Source organism: Streptomyces inhibens, assembly GCF_022221585.1.
GTDB lineage: Bacteria > Actinomycetota > Actinomycetes > Streptomycetales > Streptomycetaceae > Streptomyces > Streptomyces inhibens.
In genome coordinates, this window is record NZ_CP084681.1 from 1116531 (window position 1) to 1135198 (window position 18668).

14 protein-coding genes and 1 pseudogene are annotated in these 18668 nt (G+C 71.9%); 7 read left to right on the top strand and 8 right to left on the bottom strand.

Annotated elements, in window-relative coordinates; translation table 11 throughout:
* The first annotated feature begins 84 nt into the window (after window positions 1-84).
* Window positions 85-1341, top strand: a complete 1257-nt coding sequence (locus KI385_RS05320; protein WP_238571061.1) for an acyl-CoA dehydrogenase family protein — start codon at window positions 85-87, stop codon at window positions 1339-1341.
* Here KI385_RS05320 and KI385_RS05325 read toward each other — a convergent pair.
* From KI385_RS05325 to KI385_RS05340, 4 genes and pseudogenes are all read right to left on the bottom strand, one after another.
* On the bottom strand, window positions 1310-2455 hold the full coding sequence (locus tag KI385_RS05325; protein ID WP_238571062.1) for a sugar ABC transporter permease: 1146 nt from the start codon (window positions 2453-2455) through the stop codon (window positions 1310-1312). The two genes, KI385_RS05320 and KI385_RS05325, sit on opposite strands and share 32 nt — an antisense overlap.
* On the bottom strand, window positions 2448-3758 hold the full coding sequence (locus tag KI385_RS05330) for an MFS transporter (protein ID WP_238571063.1): 1311 nt from the start codon (window positions 3756-3758) through the stop codon (window positions 2448-2450). Before KI385_RS05330 ends, KI385_RS05325 begins: the two co-directional genes overlap by 8 nt.
* Before the next feature lie 261 nt (window positions 3759-4019).
* A pseudogene (locus tag KI385_RS05335) lies at window positions 4020-4379 on the bottom strand (PP2C family protein-serine/threonine phosphatase); the annotation flags it as partial.
* A 75-nt stretch (window positions 4380-4454) separates the two neighbouring features.
* On the bottom strand, window positions 4455-5288 hold the full coding sequence (locus KI385_RS05340) for an undecaprenyl-diphosphate phosphatase (RefSeq protein WP_238571064.1): 834 nt from the start codon (window positions 5286-5288) through the stop codon (window positions 4455-4457).
* 526 nt (window positions 5289-5814) lie between these two features.
* On the opposite strand from KI385_RS05340, the gene KI385_RS05345 reads away from it, so the two are divergent.
* Both KI385_RS05345 and KI385_RS05350 read left to right on the top strand, forming a co-directional pair.
* A complete protein-coding gene (locus KI385_RS05345; RefSeq protein WP_238571065.1) occupies window positions 5815-7446 on the top strand; it encodes a PucR family transcriptional regulator in 1632 nt (543 codons plus the stop codon).
* A gap of 144 nt (window positions 7447-7590) precedes the next feature.
* Complete coding sequence (locus KI385_RS05350; protein ID WP_425356871.1) at window positions 7591-10068, top strand: SpoIIE family protein phosphatase; 2478 nt, start codon at window positions 7591-7593, stop codon at window positions 10066-10068.
* Between the two features lie 126 nt (window positions 10069-10194).
* On the opposite strand, the gene KI385_RS05355 is transcribed toward KI385_RS05350, so the two are convergent.
* Window positions 10195-11748 (bottom strand): NAD-binding protein, encoded by a 1554-nt coding sequence (locus tag KI385_RS05355; protein ID WP_238571066.1) that lies wholly within the window; start codon window positions 11746-11748, stop codon window positions 10195-10197.
* Between the two features lie 749 nt (window positions 11749-12497).
* Here KI385_RS05355 and KI385_RS05360 point away from each other — a divergent pair.
* The 3 genes from KI385_RS05360 to KI385_RS05370 all read left to right on the top strand — a co-directional run bounded on the left by KI385_RS05360 (window position 12498) and on the right by KI385_RS05370 (window position 15581).
* Window positions 12498-13961 (top strand): amino acid permease, encoded by a 1464-nt coding sequence (locus KI385_RS05360; RefSeq protein ID WP_238571067.1) that lies wholly within the window; start codon window positions 12498-12500, stop codon window positions 13959-13961.
* 119 nt (window positions 13962-14080) lie between these two features.
* On the top strand, window positions 14081-15037 hold the full coding sequence (locus KI385_RS05365) for a hypothetical protein (RefSeq protein WP_238571068.1): 957 nt from the start codon (window positions 14081-14083) through the stop codon (window positions 15035-15037).
* A 115-nt stretch (window positions 15038-15152) separates the two neighbouring features.
* The gene (locus tag KI385_RS05370) at window positions 15153-15581 is read left to right on the top strand and encodes a DUF6924 domain-containing protein (protein ID WP_238571069.1); all 429 of its coding nucleotides are present in this window, start codon (window positions 15153-15155) and stop codon (window positions 15579-15581) included.
* Window positions 15582-15640: 59 nt separating this feature from the next.
* Here the strand turns inward: KI385_RS05370 and KI385_RS05375 are convergent, their stop codons facing one another.
* Window positions 15641-16171: a maleylpyruvate isomerase N-terminal domain-containing protein gene (locus KI385_RS05375; protein ID WP_238571070.1), complete on the bottom strand. Its 531-nt coding sequence runs from the start codon at window positions 16169-16171 to the stop codon at window positions 15641-15643.
* Between the two features lie 66 nt (window positions 16172-16237).
* Window positions 16238-17146: an aminoglycoside phosphotransferase family protein gene (locus KI385_RS05380; protein ID WP_238571071.1), complete on the bottom strand. Its 909-nt coding sequence runs from the start codon at window positions 17144-17146 to the stop codon at window positions 16238-16240.
* 251 nt (window positions 17147-17397) lie between these two features.
* Between KI385_RS05380 and KI385_RS05385 the strand changes: the two genes are divergently transcribed.
* On the top strand, window positions 17398-17862 hold the full coding sequence (locus tag KI385_RS05385; RefSeq protein ID WP_238571072.1) for a hypothetical protein: 465 nt from the start codon (window positions 17398-17400) through the stop codon (window positions 17860-17862).
* Window positions 17863-17877: 15 nt separating this feature from the next.
* Here KI385_RS05385 and KI385_RS05390 read toward each other — a convergent pair whose 3' ends face one another.
* The gene (locus KI385_RS05390) at window positions 17878-18612 is read right to left on the bottom strand and encodes an HAD family hydrolase (RefSeq protein WP_238571073.1); all 735 of its coding nucleotides are present in this window, start codon (window positions 18610-18612) and stop codon (window positions 17878-17880) included.
* Window positions 18613-18668: the final 56 nt, after the last annotated feature.

An 18668-nucleotide genomic window follows, 5' to 3' on the forward strand; every position in this document is an offset into this window, starting at 1 on the left:
GCCGGCGACTGCCGCCGACCAACTCCACGGCCAGTAAGTCGGACTGCCGGTTCACCGAGTTCCCGGTGAACGCGAAGGAGCACCATGCACCCCTTGAACGCCGCCGAGAGCGCACCCGAAGTGGGCCGTGCGCCCGGTGCCGCCGGGCTCGGGCAGCCCGGCTGTCCGCCCGAGGTGGCAGAGCTGCGCGGGCGCGTCGCGGCGTTCGTACGGGAGCGGGTGATGCCCTGTGAGCCGGTGCTCGACGCCGGCGGTGCACCGGCCCGCACCGCACTACGCCGGCTGCAGGACGAGGCGAAGCAGGCCGGCTTGTGGGCGCTGCCGATACCCGAGGAATACGGCGGGCAGGGCATCGGCCTGGCGCGGTATGCGCATCTGGCCGAGGTGGAGGGGGCCAGCGATCACGGCCCCGCCGCGCTCGGCTCCGCTCCCCTGCTCGATGTGCTGATGCTCGGCCGGCACGCCCGGCCCGCCGTACGGGAACAGCGGCTGCCCGCCCTCACCTCCGGTGGGCTGCGCGCCTGCTACGCGATGACCGAGCCCGATACGCCCGGCACGGACCCGGTGTCGACCACGGCCCGTGCGGTCGCCGGGCCCGACGGGTCCTGGACGCTGCACGGCCGCAAGTGGTTCATCACGGGCGCCGGCGAGGCCGATCTGGTCACCGTGATGGCCCGTATCGACGGTGCCGGGACCGGAACCGACGGCCTGTCCCTGTTCCTGGTGCCCACGACCGCCCCCGGATTCACGGTGCTGCGCGAGCTGCCGGTCCTGGGAGCCGGCGGCCAGTGGGAGATCGAGCTCGACGGCGTGACCGTGCCCTCGGACCACATGGTGGGAGAGCGGGGCGAGGCGCTGCGGATCGCCGGCGAACGGCTGCGGCTCGGCAGGGTGTTGCGCTGTTTGCGCTGGCTCGGACAGGCCGAGCGGGCCTTCGACCTGATGTGCCGGCGCGCCAACTCGCGGGAGCAGTCGTCCGGCCCGCTGGCCGGCCGGCAGTTGGTGCAGCAGCTGGTCTTCGACTCACTGCTGGCCCTGCGCACCACGCGACCCCTGGTGTACGAGGCCGTCGCGCGGCTGGCGGCGGGCGAGGACGCCCGGCTGGAGACCGGGATGGCCAAGGTGGCGGCGGCCCGGATGCTGCAACAGGTCGCCGACGCCGCCATCCAGGTGCACGGCGCGGCCGGGCTCGGGCCGGACACCGCGCTGCCCGGCCTGTTCCGTACGGGCCGCGCGGCCCGTCTGCTGGACGGGCCGGACGAGCTGCATGTCGCGGCGGTGGCCCGGCGGGTGCTGCGCGACTACGACGTCACGCCGCGAACGGATCCGTCAGGCCGGTGAGCGTCGCCAGTCCCGACGCCAGGAAGTAGTCGCCCCAGATCAGCTCATGGCGCGGGGCGAGGCCGTGCTCGGCGTCGTAGCAGCCGTTCAACAGCCCGCCCCTGGGCGACAGATGCGCCTCCGACAGGTGCCGCAGGATCCGGTGCGCCCGGTCCGCCGCGCGGCTCGCCATGGCTCCGCGGCCCGTCGTCCTTGCCAGGGCGGCGAGTTTGAGAAGGGCGACGGCTTCGATGGCGGCTGCGGAGGTGTCCAGTGGGTTCACTGGGTTCAGCGGGTTCAGCGGATCCGATGGGGCTGACGGAATTGACGAAACCGGCGGAGACGGCGGATGCCCTTCCCGCGCCCGCGGTACGAGCGGTACGCCGGGCGCGAGCCGCGGTGCGGCCAGCCGTTCCACCGCCTCCCACAGCCCGCCGTCCTCCGCCAGGCAGTGCAGTCCGTCCGCCGCCCCCAGCAGCAGCCATGGCACCGTACGGCTCCATCCGAGCGGCGGCGCGGCGTGTGGCGTCCACGTATCGCCGGTCCCCGCCTGCCACGCCGGGCGCGGCGGCTCCTCGGACTGACAGAGCGTCAGATGCCGCGTCAGATGCCCGTATGCCGCGGCTGCGCCGCCGTTCACCGGACCCGCGAGCAGCGGAACCAGGCCCGGCACCCCGTCCGCGCGCGCCAGCAGCCGCGGCCCGCCGAACGCATCGCCCCAGGGCACCAGCCCCCGCTGCGGGTCGTACGCGGCCAGGCACGCCCGCGCCGCCTCGTCCCGCAACGCGGCGGCAGCGCTGTCCTGACCGGGCCCGGCAGCGAGCGCCGTGCCGTACCAGAAGATCAATCCCCTGGTGGCGGTGTCCTGTTCGACCCAGTACGCCAGCCTCCGGGTGCAGTCCGCGGCCGCCGACCGGTCCCCGGGATCGCCGGTGGCAAGGGCACGCAGCCACAGCAGCCCGGCCCAGAATCCGCCCGTCCACGATCCGCGCGTGGTGGACTTCCATGAGCCGGTCGCGGGGTCGGCGTACAGCGGAAAGCGCGCCCCGGTCTCGTCCGTGCTCTCCCGGACCCGGGCCAGCACCGCGGCCAGCGCAGGCGCGGCCCACCCCGCGCATCCGGACGCCTCAGGCATCTTGCGCTCCGGCCGCTCCGGCCGCTCCGGCCGCTCCGGCCGCTCCGGCCGCTCCGGCCGCTCCGGCCGCTCCGGCCGCTTCGGCCGCTTCGGCCGCTCGGGCCCACCGCGGCATCAGCGGTACGGCTATCAGCGCCGCCACCGCGAACTCCACCGCCACCGCGCACCAGCCCGCGCCGTACCCCGTCGCGGCGACCAGCGCGCCGAACAACGGCGGCCCCACCGCGAAACCGGCGAAGAACCCCGCCGACACCAGAGCCGAATCCTGCCCGGCGCGCCCCGGCGCGGCGTTCCGCAGCACCACCACCATGGAGACCGCGTTCGCCGACACCGCGAACGACCCGACCGCCACCACCGCCACCCACGCCAGCGGATGTACGCGGACCGACGCGGCGAGAAGCACCGCCGAGCCCACCGCGCCGGCCGCCAGCAGCGCCGGCAGGGCCTCGGCCCGCCCCGGCCTCCCCGCCCTGCGGGACCAGCCCACCCGCCCGCCGATACCGGCCACGCCGAGTACGGCCACCAGCGCCGCGGCCGCGGTCGGCGACAGCCCCAGCCGCTGCGCACCGAACAACGCGAGATAGGTGTTGACGGACGCGATACCGCAGCCCAGCAACAGCGAGAAGACGGCCAGCCGCCGGGTCACACCACGCGCGGGCGTGGGCGCAGCGGCACGCGGACCGGAGGAGGCGCGCGGCGGATCGGGCGGCAGGGTGCGGGCCGCCCACAGGGCCGCCAGCGCCGAGGCACCGGCCGCCGCCCAGACAGCGCCCCGCCAGCCGACACCGGCCGCGAGCAGCGACAGCGGCAACCCCGCGGCGAAGGCCCCGAATTGCACCCCCGACTGCTTGAGGCCGGTGACTCCGGCGCGCCGCTCCGCGGGAACGGCAGCCAGGATGACCTTGTTGGTCGCCGGGTTGGCGAGCGCCTGCGGCAGCCCGCCGAGCGCCACCGCGGCCAGCAGCAGCACCGTCCCCGGGGCGAGACCTATCAACGTCAGCGACGCGGCGGTGAGCAGCAACAGCGCCACCAGGCAGCGCCGCGGCCCCACCCGGTCCACCAGCCGCCCCGCCATCGGCGACAGCAGCGCCGCCGCCCCGAAGCCCGCGGTGGTGGTCAGCCCCAGCACGGTGCCGGAGATCGTCCCTTCGCCGACGAGCCGCGGCCCGAACGCCCCGATCACGAACAGCTGAAGCATCGAGAACGCCATCGCCGACGTCAGCAACGCCGTCAGCGCCCACCCGCCCGCGCCGGACGCCCGCGCACCGCCGTCCGCTATATCCCCGCCACCGCTCGCCCGCACAACACCCTCCCGGCAACTCCGGCCAACTTCCAGGACCTGGTCCAGTCAGTCGGCCGGCACCGGCAATTGGTTCCCACGCGTCGGGCGCGTGGGCCCGGCCGGTGCCGGAAGGAGAGGTACGGAGGACGGCCGCTCCGCCGCGCCAGGGGGGTGCGTGGGCGGAGCGGCCGTACGGCCCGGGGCCACAGGAAAGCCGGGGCCGGGCCCGGGAATCGGGGAAAATCCCGCGGCTTACCCGTATATACGGACCGCGCCCCGCGTCCGTTCAACCGAGACATCGATGTTTTCCCCACGCCGCTCGACGAGGCCGTCCGTGAACATCAGCAACGTCTCCTCGGGGGTGAGGGAGCGCGTGACGAGTTCATATCCGCCCACCCCCGTGCCCAAGGGCGGGCCGACCGGCACCTGCACCAGATCGGTGGTGCCCTCCTTGCCGACGACCGCCGGCGGGAGATGGCCCGCGCCGGCGAACGCGGCGATACCGCGCGCCGAATCCACCCAGGACGGCAGACAGGTCGCCGGCCGGCGGGTCTCGTCCTCGGCCACGGCGGCGTCGAGTCGCCGCAGTACGCGATGGGGGCCGTCACAGCTCCGTGCCCCGCCGGACGGCACCGGCTGCAGGAGACCTGCACGGTCAGGGCCCCGGCGGGCCGACGGCCGACCGTCGGCGGCCCGTCGGGGCCCCTTCTGTGGTCGTCAGCTGAGGACGCCCATGCCCAGCAGGCCGAACAGGAGGGCGCCGACGAGGATGCGGTAGATGACGAAGGAGTTGAAGGAGTGCTTGGCGACGAACTTCAGCAGCCAGGCGATCGAGGCATAGGCGACCGCGAAGGAGACGACGGTGCCGATGACGAGCGGGACGGCGGAGGCGCCGGAGCCGATCGCGTCCTTCAGCTCGTAGATGCCCGCGCCGGTGAGGGCCGGGATGCCGAGGAAGAAGGACAGACGGGTGGCCGCGACGCGCTCCAGGTCGAGGATGAGGGCGGTGGACATGGTCGCGCCGGAGCGGGAGAAGCCGGGGAAGAGGAGGGCGAGGATCTGCGAGCACCCGACCCACATGGCGTCCTTGAGCGAGGTGTCGTCCTCACCGCGCTTGTGGCGGCCCATCTGGTCCGCCGCCCACATCACACCGCTGCCGACGATCAGTGAGCCGGCCACCACCCACAGGGAGGCGAGCGGGCCTTCGATCAAGGGCTTGGCGGCCAGGCCGACGACGACGATCGGGATGGTGGCGTAGATCACCCACCAGGCGAACTTGTAGTCGTGGTGGTAGCGCTCCTCGCGGTTGCCCAGTCCGCGGAACCACGCTCCCATGATCCGCACGATGTCCTTGAAGAAGTAGACGAGCGCCGCGGCGATCGCTCCGACCTGGATGACGGCGGAGAAGCCGACCACGGACTTTTCGTCGACGGGGATCCCCATCAGGCCTTCAGCGATCTTGAGGTGACCGGTGGAGGAGACGGGAAGGAACTCCGTCACCCCCTCGACGGCTCCGAGGATGACGGCTTGGCCGATGCTGATCGCGCTCATGGGATCCATTTCTCGGGATGGTGCGGACGGTGGGCGCGGGTGCGCCGCGGTGCGGTGGGCGTTCGGTCCAGCGACCGGGCCTGCGACAGCGGCGAGCCGGCCGTCGACGCCGTCGACGCCGTCGGCGATGATCCCAGATGGACCGGGGGCGGTGGGATTTCCCCTCCCGTAAGGGCCGGGATCCCGTAAGGGCCGGCATGCACCCCGCGCGCCCGGACGTCTACAGTGCCAGAAGGTCTACATCACTGTAGACGATCGAGGAGAGGAACGGTTCCACGACCGAGATACGGGCCGACCACCGCCCCCTCGCTGTCCGCGAGCCGCCACCCCGGTCGCGGCACCTCACAGCCCGGGGCGATCAAGGTTGCCCCGGCCGTTAGCATCAGTACTGTTGGCGTGGCTCATACGCGCGCGGCCGCTCAGTCGTGGGCCGATCGGACGCTCGGCATGACGTGCTCGGAAGTGCCTGCGAGAGGGCCGGCACCCCTATGAGCCAGGCCACCCGACCCCAGCAGAGGCGCCGATCATGGATCCAGCCGCCGCGGCAGCACCCCCCAGCACCGGCATCAGCCTGCGCCAGCTGCTGATGTCGCTGGGCGAGCCCCTGGTGGAGCTCCAGGCGGCGCCCGGCGGGCTGGACGTGGAGATCCGCAGCGTCGCGCTGCTGGACCCCGAGGATCCGCCGATGGCCCACCCCGGTGCGCTGGTGCTCGCCATAGGCGCCCGCGGTCGCGCCGCGTTCCCCGCGCTACGGGCCGGCGGGCGCGACGGGGCCGCCGCCGTCGCGGTCAAACTGGACACTCCGGCGCAGGCCGCGGCGCTCAGCGAGACCGCCGTCGAGGCGGGCGTCGCCCTGCTCTCCGTACGGAGCGAAGCGCGCTGGGAGCAGGTGGACGCGCTGGCCCGGGCGGCCCTGGAGAGTGCGCCGCCGGGGCGCCCCGGCGAGGGGGTCGAGGAGGGTGATCTCTTCTCGCTCGCCCAGACCACCGCCATTCTCACCGGCGGCATCGTCAGCATCGAGGACACCGCCAACCGGGTACTGGCCTACTCCCGCTCCGCCGACCATGACGAGGTCGACGATCTGCGGCGGCTGTCGATCCTGGGCTGGCAGGGCCCGGAACCGTATCTGGCAAGGCTGCGCGAGTGGGGCGTGTTCCAGCGGCTGCGCACCTCCGACGACGTGATCAACATCGACAGCCACCCCGAGCTGGGAATCCGCCGCCGGCTCGCGGTGGCCATCCGGTCCGGGGACCGGCAACTGGGCACCGTCTGGGTGCAGGAGGGATCGTCGCCGCTGACCGAGCGCTCGGACCAGGCGCTGCTCGGCGCCGCCCGGGTCGCCGCGCTCCACTTGGTACGGCGTCGCCGGGAGCTCTCCGCGGATCTGACGCTGACCCGCACGCTGGCGGCCGGCCTCCTGGAGGGCAGCACCGGACCTCAGCCGCTGGCGAGCCACCTGGCGCTGGACGCGGCCCGCCCGGCCGCCGTCCTGGGCTTCTCGTACGGGGCCGCCGATGCCACTCCCCCGGAGCTGACCCGCGCCGAGGTCAGCAACCTGATCTCGGTGAACACCGCGGCCCGGCACCGCAGCGCCCTGGTCACCCAGGTCGATTCGCGTATCTACGTGCTGCTGCCACAGCTGCCGCGCAGTATCGACATCGGCACGCTGCGCGCCTGGGGGCAGGAGATCACCGACGCCGCGCGGCGCCACCTGGGGCTGTCGCTACGCGGTTCCATCGGCTGCATCGTGCCGGGGCTCGGCGAGGTCCCCGAGTCGCGCCGGGAGGCGGACCGGATCCTCGACGCCATGGTGAGCGTCGGCGTCGCCACCACGGTCGCCGCGCTGCCGGACATCCAGGCGGAGGTGCTCGTCAGCGAGGTGCTGGCGCTGCTGTCCGCGCACCCGGACATGCGCGACCCCCGGCTGACCGCCCTGGTCACGCACGACAGCCGCAGCCAGGGGCAGTTGGCCGAGTCCGTCCTCGCCTATCTGAATGCCTTCGGCGACGTACGGGCCGCCGCCACCGAGCTGCATGTGCACCCCAATACGCTGCGCTACCGGATCCGCCGGGCCGAGGAGTTGACCGGTCTCGATCTGAGCCGTCCCGATCAGCGATTGCTGGCCATGCTCCAGCTGCGACTGCCGCCCGCCACCTGAGCCGCGGCGGCCGCGCGAACCACTCGCGCCCGCTTTCGGCCCGTCCGTGGAGCCGAAGCTCCTGCGCCCGCCCCACGCATCCCGCCCTTTGTTCGTAATTCTCCTAAACTGGGCGAGATGCACCATTGAGGTGACGGGCTGGCGATGATGACCTCGGAGAACGACCTGCCAGAGGGGTCGGGCCACGTATGCGACATTGCGAAGGCCGCCACGGCCGAACTGGACGCACGGGGGCGGATCACCGCATGGACCCGGGCGGCCGAGCGGCTGCTCGGCTATCCGGCCGAGGAGATCCTGAACCGTCCCGCGGCGGACCTGCTGGCGCTGCCGGGTGACAGGGCGCGGGTGGCCGCCGTCGCCCAGTGGTGCCGGGCGGGCGACGGCTGGGGCGGATCGGTGGCGGCGCGCCACCGGGACGGCCGGGAGCTGCAGCTGGCCGTGCAGGTCACGCCGGTTCTCGACGGAGCCGGCCAGGAGCGCTGGTCGGTGCTCGCACTTGAGGAGTGGCGGCTGCCCGGCGGCGGCGTGAACCAGCTGATGCTCGAACCGTTTCTGGCGCATGCGCCGGTCGGCATGGCCGTGCTGGACAACGATCTGCGGTACGTCTGGGTGAACGACGTACTGGAGCGCCTGATCCCTCTGGAGCGACGGCTGGGCAGGCAGGTCAGGGACGTACTGCCGCAGCTGGAGGCGGAGGCGTTCGAGGAGCGGATGCAGCGGGTCCTGCGGACCGGATCGCCGGTGATGGACTACGAATTCCGCAGCCCCACCTACGCGGACCCCCACCAGGAGCGCGCCTACTCGGCCTCCTTCTTCGGCCTGGCGGACCCCCAGGGCGGGCGCATCGGCCTCTGGTACATGGTCATCGACGTCACCGAGCGCTGGCGGGCCCAGGAGCGCCTGGCCCTGCTGAACGACGCCAGCGCCCGTATCGGCAGCACGCTGGATGTCAGCCGGACCGCACAGGAACTGGCCGATGTCGCGGTGCCGGCGCTCGCCGACTTCGTCGCCGTCGATCTGCTGGACTCCGTCCTCAGAGGCGGGGAGCCGGTTCCCGGACCGGTCGACAGCACACCCACCATGCGTCGCAGCGGGCAGCAGTCGGTCCATGAAGGCTGCCCGGAGGCGGGCCTGGCCGTGGGCGAAGCCGTACAGCGCTCCCCCTCGTCGCCCATCGCCCGCTGTCTGCTCACGGGCGAATCCCTGGTGGAACCGGCCCTGGACTTCGCCACCAGCGCCTGGGTCACCGAGGACCCGGTACGGGCCGCCGTCATCCGCGAGTTCGGGTTCCGCTCGGTGATGGTGGCGCCGGTGCAGGCCCGTGGCGTCACCCTGGGCGCGGCGACGTTCTTCCGGTCCCGCCGTCTCGGGCCGTTCGTGGCGGACGATGTACGGCTCGCCGAGGAGCTGGTCGCCCGGGCCGCGGTGTGTGTCGACAACGCGCGCCGCTTCACCCGCGAGCGCACCGCGGCCCGGATGATGCAGCAGAACCTGCTGCCGCACGAGCTGACCGGCGGATCCGCCCTGGAAGTGGCCTCGTGGTACTTCCCGGCGGACGCCCCGAGCGGGGTGGGCGGCGACTGGTTCGATGTGATCCCGCTGTCCGGGGCGCGGGTCGCCCTGGTCGTCGGGGATGTGGTCGGACACGGCATCAACGCCGCGGCCACCATGGGGCGGCTGCGCACGGCCGTACGCACCCTGGCCAACCTCGATCTGCCGCCCGATGAACTGCTGGCCCGCCTGGACGACCTGGTCATCGGCCTGGTCAAGACGTACGGCACCGACCCGGCCGCGGACACCGAGAACGCGAGCGTGGCCGCCACGTTCATGGGAGCCACCTGTCTGTACGCGGTGTACGACCCGGTCAGCAGACGGTGCAGCATGGCGCGCGCCAGTCACCTGCCGCCCGCCATCGTCGGCCCCGACGGCTCCGTCGACTTCCCCGACCTGCCCGCCGGGCCCCCGCTCGGCCTCGGGGCCCTGCCTTTCGAATCCGTCGAACTGGAGCTGGCCGAGGGCAGCCTGATCGCGCTCTACACCAACGGACTCATCGAGACCCGCGACCGGGACATCGGCATCGGCCTGTCCCGGCTGAGCCGCGCCCTCGCGGTGCCCGAACCGGCGCTGAAGGACATCGGCGGAAATGTCGTCAAGGCGCTGCTGTCCGGCCCGCCGTCCGACGACGCCGCCCTGCTCCTCGCCCGGACCCGCGCCCTGAGCGCCCACCAGGTCGCCTCCTGGGACCTGCGCTCCGACCCGGCCGTCGTGGGCAGCGCCCGTACCCTCGCCGGCCGGCAGCTCTCGGAGTGGGACATGGACGATCTGCTGTTCACCACCGAGCTGATCGTCAGCGAACTGGTCACCAACGCCATCCGCCACGGCACCGGACCGATCACCCTGCGTCTGATCCGGCAGGGCGCCCTGATCTGCGAGGTCTCCGACGCCAGCAGCACCTCACCGCGCCTGCGCCACGCCCGGACCACCGACGAGGGCGGCCGCGGGCTGTTCATCGTCGCGCAGCTCACCCGGCGCTGGGGCACCCGCTACACACCGACCGGCAAGATCATCTGGACCGAGCAGAGCATGCCGTCCGAGGGGGGTACCGAAGGCCTGGCGGCGTGAGGACGTGGGCGGGAGGGAGATGCCCGGGAGGAGTGGGGCGGAGCGGGAGGCCTTGTCCCGTACGGCGTCGCGGCCTCGCTCCCGTACCCCGTCACGGTCTGTCTCCACTCCCTACGGCGTCGCGGGCTACGGCCGTACGGCGTCCCCGGCGGTCGCACCGCACCCCCCGCACCCCCGGGGCTCGCCCAGCCCACCGGCAACATGGCCACAATCGTCCCCGGCCGGGACGGGCCACCCCACCAGGCCGCGTCCGGGCAGGTCGACATAGTCGCGGTCGGCATCGGCCACGACGCGACGCGGCAACGCGCCCGCGCCGGCCGGACCGGCGGTCAGGTGAGCGGTCACATACGCCGCGCTCGTCCTGGTGATGTCGCGCGTCAGCCCGAGCGGCAGCAGCGACCGGGTTTCGGCGATCGCCTCGTCCTCGCCGGCCCGCAGCACCACCCGGATGTCCGGTGCCACTCCATGGGCGGCGACCGCGACGGCGATATTGTCCAGCTCGTGGGAGCCGACCGCGGCGAGCGCCCGGGCGCGCCCCAGCCCCAGCCGAGCGAGCACCGCCCGGTCCTCACCGTGCGCCAGCACCACAGGTATCCCCATCGACCGCGCGAGCCGGAGATTCGGGGCGGCCGGTTCCCGCTCGACCCCGACGACCGGGACCCCCAGCTGCCGCAGCGTCTGGCACAGCCGCAGTCCGACCTGGCCCAGCCCGACCACGATCACATGACCGGAGCGGGGCAGCACCCGCGGCCCCAGGACACCCACCAGCCGCGGGCCGATCAGCCGGTCGACGATGCCCGCGGTCAGCAGAGCGGTGAAGCCCACCGTCACCAGCATCGCCACCCCGGACACCACCTCGTACCCGGGGTGGCCGTCGTGCGGCACGGCCGGCCCGACCCCGGCGACGACCCGGGCGGCTTCCAGGAACGCGGTGCTGACCGGCTTGTGGAAAACGCTGACCAACCACAGCCAGTCCAGGGCCAGTACGGCCACGATGCCCAGCAGCCCGATGAGCAGCAGACGGGCGTCCGCGTCATGGGGCTGCAACTGTCCGCGCAGCCGCCCGAACACCGCCCGCCGGCGCGCCGCCGCGCTCGCCCGCCACGCCGTCTCCACCAGCCGTTCCCCTTGGGACAGCCCCTTCCCTTGGGACAGCCCCTCCCCTTGGGACAGCCCCTCCCCTTGGGGCAACCGCTCCCCTCGGGACAGCCGTTCCTCGTGGGACTCCGCCTCCCGGCGGACCGCCACCGCACCCCGCCCGTCGTTCCACACGGCCAGCGCATCAGGGTCCACACACAGGCCGGCCAGCGTCGGCGCCAGCAGTTCGGCGGGTGAGACCGTCACACAACGCCGCAGCAGCGACTGGAGCTGCTGCGCCACGGTGCGGTCGAACACCGTGACCACGATCCGTACGGTGTCGCAGACATGCCGTACCGCGAGCGCATAGCGCAGCGCGGACAGGTCGTCGCCCACCAGGACGGCGACGCCGGCCGGCCGCACGGCGAGCGCCCGCCGAAGCTCCTGATCGTCCGGTGCGGCGAGATGGTCGACCGGATGCCCGCTCTCCGCCAGCGAGGCGCAGACCCGGCGTGCCAGCGTCGTGCCGCCGATCACCACGATCCCTGCGGAATCCGTCGCCGGCCCGGCCTCCGCGGATGCGTCCTCGCCTTCACGCGGCATTCCGTCCCCCGTTGCCCTCCCGTCGCACACCGCTGGTGGCGTAGGGGGTCGGTGCGGATCTGTGAGCCGGGGCGGTACATTCGGCCCGGTCGGTACGTTCGATCCGGTCGGTATGTTCGGCCCGGTCGGTACGTTCGGTGCGGAGGGCAGGGTGGCCATGGAGTCCCCTTGCTCGTCGGCCTGTGGAATGGCCGAACTCACGCTAGAGCGCGGGCCGTCAGGGACATCTGTCCGGGACGCCAAGGGTTCCCGGGTCACGTTGTCCGCCCATACCAGCAGCCGCTCCGAAGCGGACCGGAACGGGCGCGGTCAGCGGGATCCCCAGCCGATCACGGCCCGCTCATCGCCCGATCGTCCACCCGGTTTTCCGCACCCGGTCACCCGCCCTCCCCGGGCGCGAGCCCATTTTCCGGGCATGTGCATTGGCCGCTCGTACAGCTATTGAGGGCGAATTTGTCGGACCTCACAAATACGCCGCCTCGTACCGCCACATACGCTTACGCAAATCCAATCCGGGCGTGATGCGACTCACCTCCCACAAGGAGGGCGAGCACGAGCGCGGAGGCGCGATAAGCGCTCCCCCACCCGCGCAGGCATCCGAAGGCTGCGTCCCCTGTGTCGCCGCTTCGAAATTCGTCAGGGCCATGATCGCCAAACTGCCAGTACCCGGCCCTGTCGTGCGTCCACCACCGAGGCGATCCCAGCAGTCACCCCGTGCATGACCCCTCTAAACCGCAACGGATGTCGAGATGACTACACCTCCCCCCAGCCCCGTGGCCGCTCCTCCCGCTCCCCCCGGGAGCGGTCAGGCTCCGCGGCAGTCAGGGCTGCAGTCCGGCCTCAAGAACCGCCATCTGTCCATGATCGCCGTCGGTGGGGTCATCGGCGCCGGTCTGTTCGTGGGCTCCGCCTCCGGCATCACCGCGGCCGGCCCCGGCATCCTGCTGTCGTACGCCCTGGTCGGCGCGCTGGTCGTCTTCGTGATGCGGATGCTCGGCGAGATGGCGGCCGCCAACCCGACCTCCGGCTCGTTCTCCGCCTACGCGGACCGGGCGCTCGGCCGCTGGGCCGGCTTCTCCATCGGCTGGCTGTACTGGTTCTTCTGGGTCGTAGTGCTCGCGGTGGAGGCGACAGCAGGCGCCGCGATCCTCACCAGCTGGGTCCCGGCCGTCCCGCAGTGGGCCTGGGCGCTGATCGTGATGGTCGTCCTCACCGCCACCAACCTCGCCTCGGTCGCGTCGTTCGGTGAGTTCGAGTTCTGGTTCGCGGGCATCAAGGTCGTCGCCATCGCGGCCTTCATCGTCCTCGGCGGCCTGGCGATCTTCGGTGTGCTGCCCGGCTCCGACAACGCGGCAACCGGTTTCAGCAACCTCACCGCACATGGCGGCTTCCTGCCGAACGGGCCCAGCGCGATCCTCACCGGCGTCCTGATGGTCGTCTTCTCCTTCATGGGCAGTGAGATCGTCACCCTCGCTGCCGGTGAGTCCGAGGACCCCGAGCGCGCGGTCACCAAGGCCACCAAGAGCGTCATCTGGCGAGTCGGCATCTTCTACCTCGGCTCGATCCTCGTGGTCGTCTCCCTGCTGCCGTGGAACGACCCCTCGATCGCCAAGAAGGGCTCGTACGTCGCGGCCCTGGACTCCATCGGTATCCCGCACGCCGGCCAGATCATGAACGTCATCGTGCTGACCGCGGTGCTCTCCTGCCTCAACTCCGGTCTCTACACCGCCTCCCGTATGGCCTTCTCCCTCGGCCAGCGCGGCGACGCGCCGAGGGCCTTCGCCAAGACGAACACGCGGGGCGTCCCGCAGGCCGCGATCCTGGCCTCCGTCGTCTTCGGCTTCGTCGCCGTCGGCTTCAACTACCTGTGGCCGGACACCGTCTTCCAGTTCCTGCTGAACTCGTCCGGCGCGGTCGCGCTCTTCGTCTGGCTGGTCATCTGCTTCTCGCAGCTGAAGATGCGCGGCATCATCCTCCGCGAGAACCCGGAGAAGCTGGTCGTCCGCATGTGGCTCTTCCCGTACCTCACCTGGGCCACCATCGCGATGATCTCGTTCGTGCTGGTCTACATGCTCACCGACGACAGCGAAGGCGGCGGCCGGATCCAGGTCCTGCTGTCGGTGCTCCTCGCCGTGATCGTGGTCGCGGTCTCCCTCGTCCGCGACCGCCTCGGCAGCAACTCCGACAAGAAGGCAGCCGTCAGCTCCCGCTGACCGAGCGCGCGAGCGTACAGTCCCAACGTGCGGGCGGCGGTGTCCCAGAGACACCGCCGCCCGCACGGCCCTGCACGGCCCCGTCCCACCGAACTTCACCCCGGAAGGCCTCCGAAGCCATGCCCGCCTTCAGACGCCGCAAAGGCAGCCTTCCCCGCCTGCTCCCCGAGCTCGACGACATCGCCCTGGGCCAGGCCCGGCGGCGCCTGGAGACCTGCTGGTCCCGCGGCCAGCTCGACACCTCCGTCCTCGCCCTGGTGGCGAACGTGATCGACGACGCCGGCCACGACTGGGACCGCAGGGCCCACCGCGTGGGGGTACTCGCCGCGGCCGCGGGGCGGGCGCTGCCCGGTATCTGGCGCCAGAACAGCCCGCAGGACCCCGGCGCGCTCCTCCTCCACGCCTGGTCGGAACTGATCCAGGCCGGGCAGGGCTCTCCCATCGACCTGGCAGGCACCCGCGAGACCTGCCAACTCGCCGCCGGCCTGCTCCCCGCCGACCCCACCCCGTGGACCCTGTACCTCGCCACGCTCCGCATGGAGCGACGCCCCTCCCGGGATCTGTCGCCCATCTGGCGCGAGATCAAGGCGCGCGACCCGTGGAACCGCGAGGCCCACCTCCAGGCCCTGGGCTATCTGTCGCCGGACGAGTGCGGCTCCAGCTCCCTGATACTCGACCTGCTCGACGGCATGCGCTCCGATATGCCGCTCGATGCCCCCGCCGCCGGCCTGGAGCTCACCGCCCACCTCCACAACCACCAGCGGGCTGTGGTCACCGGCGGCCTGAGCGCCCTCAGCGCGGGCGAAATCTGGCGCCGCCCCGACGCTGCCAAGGCCCTCGACCAGGCAGCCCACTACTGGCCGAGCCCAGGTTTCCTCCACCATGCGGCAGCGCTGGCCGATCTCAACGTACTGGCCTACGCACTGCTCAAATCCGCGCGGATGGCCGAGGCCGCGACCGTACTCCGCACCACCAAAGGTTTGGCAACGCCCTGGCCGTGGAGCCTGGACGGCGATCCGCTGGAGAGGTTCTCGCACTTCTTCGGTCGCTATGCGGGTGACGCGTCCTCGCGGTAACCGCGCCGAGCCCCCGCCCGGGGCGCCGCCGTGGGCCCGGACCTCCCCAACTCCCCTTCGTAGAAGGGCAGTAGAGTATCCGGCCGACCACACCCCACAAGGACGGCAGCGCGCCATGCCCCAGCTCATGCTCCCCACCACCGACGCCCCACCCGTCATACGCACCGACTTCCGCAACCAGCGGGCATGGGAAGCCGCCGGCGCGGCAATCACCGCCCCCAAAGAAGAGGGCTACACCGCCGATGTCGAGTTCATCGACAACCCCGCCTTCGCCAACCTGACGGCGGCCCAGTTGCTGGAACTTCTCACCGAGGAGGCGGCCGGCAAACAGCGCTGCCTGTTCGTCGTGGACGAGACCACCCTGGCCTCCCCGGAATGGCCGGTCCTGGCGATCGGCCTGCGGGACGACCACGGACGCACGTTCCGCGTCACCGCTTCCGCCCTCTACTCGGTGGAGGCCAACCTGTCCATCGGGAACATGTACTTCTTCGAGTTCGCCGACCTGACCGACGCCGACGGCGTACTCCGGGACTTCAGCGACTGACGTACTGATACACGACCCAACTGCCTTAACTTTCATACGTAGCAAGGCAGTTGGGCGGCTCAATCCAGGGATGGCCAGGCGAGCAGCGCTTCGACCAGAGCCCGACTGCCCTCGATCCGGAGGCGATGGAGCGGTATACGCCCGAAGAGGGCCAGGAGCAGCTCGCCGGCGCTCCCGTGCACGGCGGCGGCCGGGCTCTCTTCCGCGTCGCGGGCGATGACCGCACCCGACGGGGTCAGGTCGAGCAGCCAGGAGGAGCCTTCGGCCGCATACCAGCCCACGCGGGCGGGGCGGTGCGGCCACGGGCCCGAGGTGCCGTAGGAGACAGTGAGGAACTCGGCCACACCGTCCACGGCAACGGCCGCCGGTACGGGCTCCCGAAGCCCTACGGTCTGCTGCGCGTCGTAGGCATGTACCGCGGCCTCCTTCACCTGGTGACGGGCGACCGCACCGGCGGTCAGCGGGGCCTCGGAGGCGCCCCACCAGGCCCAGCACCCCTGCTCCGGCCCCGCGGCCCGCAACGCGGTGAGCAGCAATGCAGTCGAATCGGCCGACCAGGCAACGAGATCGCAGGAAGGAGTCGTGGCCATTGGCGCGTTCTACCACTCACCGCTGACAACAGCCTTCTTGCGGATCGGCCGGGCCGGGCCCCGGGTTCAGGTGGTGGTACCCCGGCAATCGGCAAGGGCTTCGTGCACCGCGCGTCGGCCGACGTCGGCGAGGACGGGGTTGGTGACGCGGTAGTAGTGCAGTGCGGTGAGCCCGAAGCACAGTGCCCAGCCGCGCCCCCGGGCCCATGTCGCGTCGTCGGCGCCGGCCTCCGCGCGGAACAGATCGCGGGACTCGGCGGACAGCAGCGTCCAGGCGGCCATCATGTCGCAGGCAGGGTCGCCGACGCCCAGCGCTCCGAAGTCGATGACAGCGCTGAGCCGGCCGTCCCGGGCCAGCAGGTTTCCCGGCAGGAGGTCGCTGTGGACCCAGACGGGCGCGCCGTGCCACGCCGGAAGCCGCAACGCCGCTTCCCACGCCGCCGTCGCGGCTTCGCCGTCCAGCGTGCCGTCCGCGTCCAAGTCCCGGATCGCGACGCGGACATCGTCATCGCGGGTACGCAGCGGCCCGCCGCGAAAGGACGGCGGTCCGGCCGCGGCGTCGACCTGCCGCAGGGCCACGACGAAGCGGCCCAGCTCAACGGCCGCCGCGCGCAGATCGGTGAGGGGCTCGTCGAAGACGTTCTCGCCGTCGAGCCAGCGGTAGACCGACCACGGCAAGTCGTACCCCTCGCCGGGAACGCCCTTGCCGAGCGGCATCGGTACGGCGAGCGGCAGCAGCGGAGCGAGCCGCGGCAGCCACCGCTGCTCCTTGTCGACCCCGCGGGCGGCGCCAGGGGTGAGCGGCAGGCGCACGGCCATGTCGTCGCCCAGCCGGTACATCGCGTTGTCGGTGCCGGCGGAGCGGACCTTGGTGACGGGGAGATCTGCCCACTGCGGGAACTGCGCGGCGATCAGCCGGCCGACCAGGGACGCGTCGATATCGACCTCGTCGGCGTGCATCTTCGCGCTGGTCATGGACCCTCTTCCCCCATCCGGAGCGACTTCGTCCCCCGGAGCGACTTCGGCCCCGGAGCGTGTTCGACACCGACATCCTCGGCACCGGAACGTGTCGGCAGTACAACGGGCTCCATCACACCCTCCGGGGCGAAGTCCGTCCACTTGTTTACGACGGGGCCGGGCTCCACACCTCCGTACGCGTCGGCCGTCCGGCGAGCGCCGGAGCCGACCGCCTTGGTCCTGCCCCGCTGTCCCTTTAGCCTCTCGCCATGGAGTGGACAACGCTGGTTGCGACCGTACTGGGCGCTGTCATCGCGACAGGCTCGACGCTGTTGGTGGAACGCGGTCGCGGAAAGCGCGAACGGGAGGACAAGGTCTCCGCCGTGCTGCGCGACCTGTACGGCGAGTACTTGGCCGCCCTCAGCCAGGCCCGGCACACCTTCGGCAACCACACGAGCAGCCGCGGGTCCGAACCCTCTTCCAGAGGCCGGGACTCACACGACGCCTTCGCTCCGTGCTACCCGCTGCGTCAGCAGCTGACGATCACCGCACCGGCCGAAACCGTCAGGGCTTCCGATGCGGCCTTCAGGGCGCTGCGCACCTTGCGCGACCTGACAGTTGCCGGGTCGTCCAAGGAGTCGAGCGAGTACAGAGAAGCCCATGCGTGCTTCCTGCGCGAGCTGGAGCATCTGCACACCGCCATGCGGACGGACTTGGGCATCGCCCGCGACTGACCGGGCCTGGACGCCTCACGGCCCGGCGAGCCCCGTCAGGCGCAGGACGGCATCGAGCCCTCGGATGTGTCCAGGCGCGGCGCCGGCCGGCAGGATATAGGAGCGCAGGCCTGCGCCGACGGCTCCGCCGTCCTTGGCCGGATTGTCGCCCACCATCAGTGTCTCGGCGGGGTCGACGCCCAGTTCGCGGCAGGCATGCTGGAACAGCAACGGGTCCGGCTTCTCGGTGTGGTGCTCGAAGGAGTGCACCCAGGAGGAGAAATAGCGGTCCAGTCCGTGGTGGGCGAAGGTGGCGCGCAGATCCCAGCCCACATCACTGACCACCCCCAGCGCTACGCCACCGCACGTCAGTTGAGCCAGGGTGGACCCGGTGTCCGCATACGGCACCCACTGCTCAGGAGCCTGCAGCTGGCCGTAGAGCACATCGGCCACCGGTGCCAGCTCCGGGACCGACGCATACCAGGTGGTGAAGGCGTGTCGATGAGCCTTGGCGGACACATCCCGAGCACGCTGGGCCTCGATCACTTCCGGGTCCGACAGTCCGGCTTCGAGCCCGTCCAGCAGCCGGTCCATGGCACCGTCGTCCACCGGCCGTTCCAACGCGGCACGAATTCTGCCCGCATATGTTGCGATCTGGAACAAGGTGCCGGAGAAGTCGAAGAGCACGGCCCGCACGGCAGGCGGCGATTCCGGCGGGGCGGCCGTGGCGCGGATGGGGCCTTCAGGACCGCAGACGGGGATGCCATTCATGGGGGATTCCTTCCGCGTTTCCGGCGACAAAGGGCGACTCAACTCACCGCGGCTGG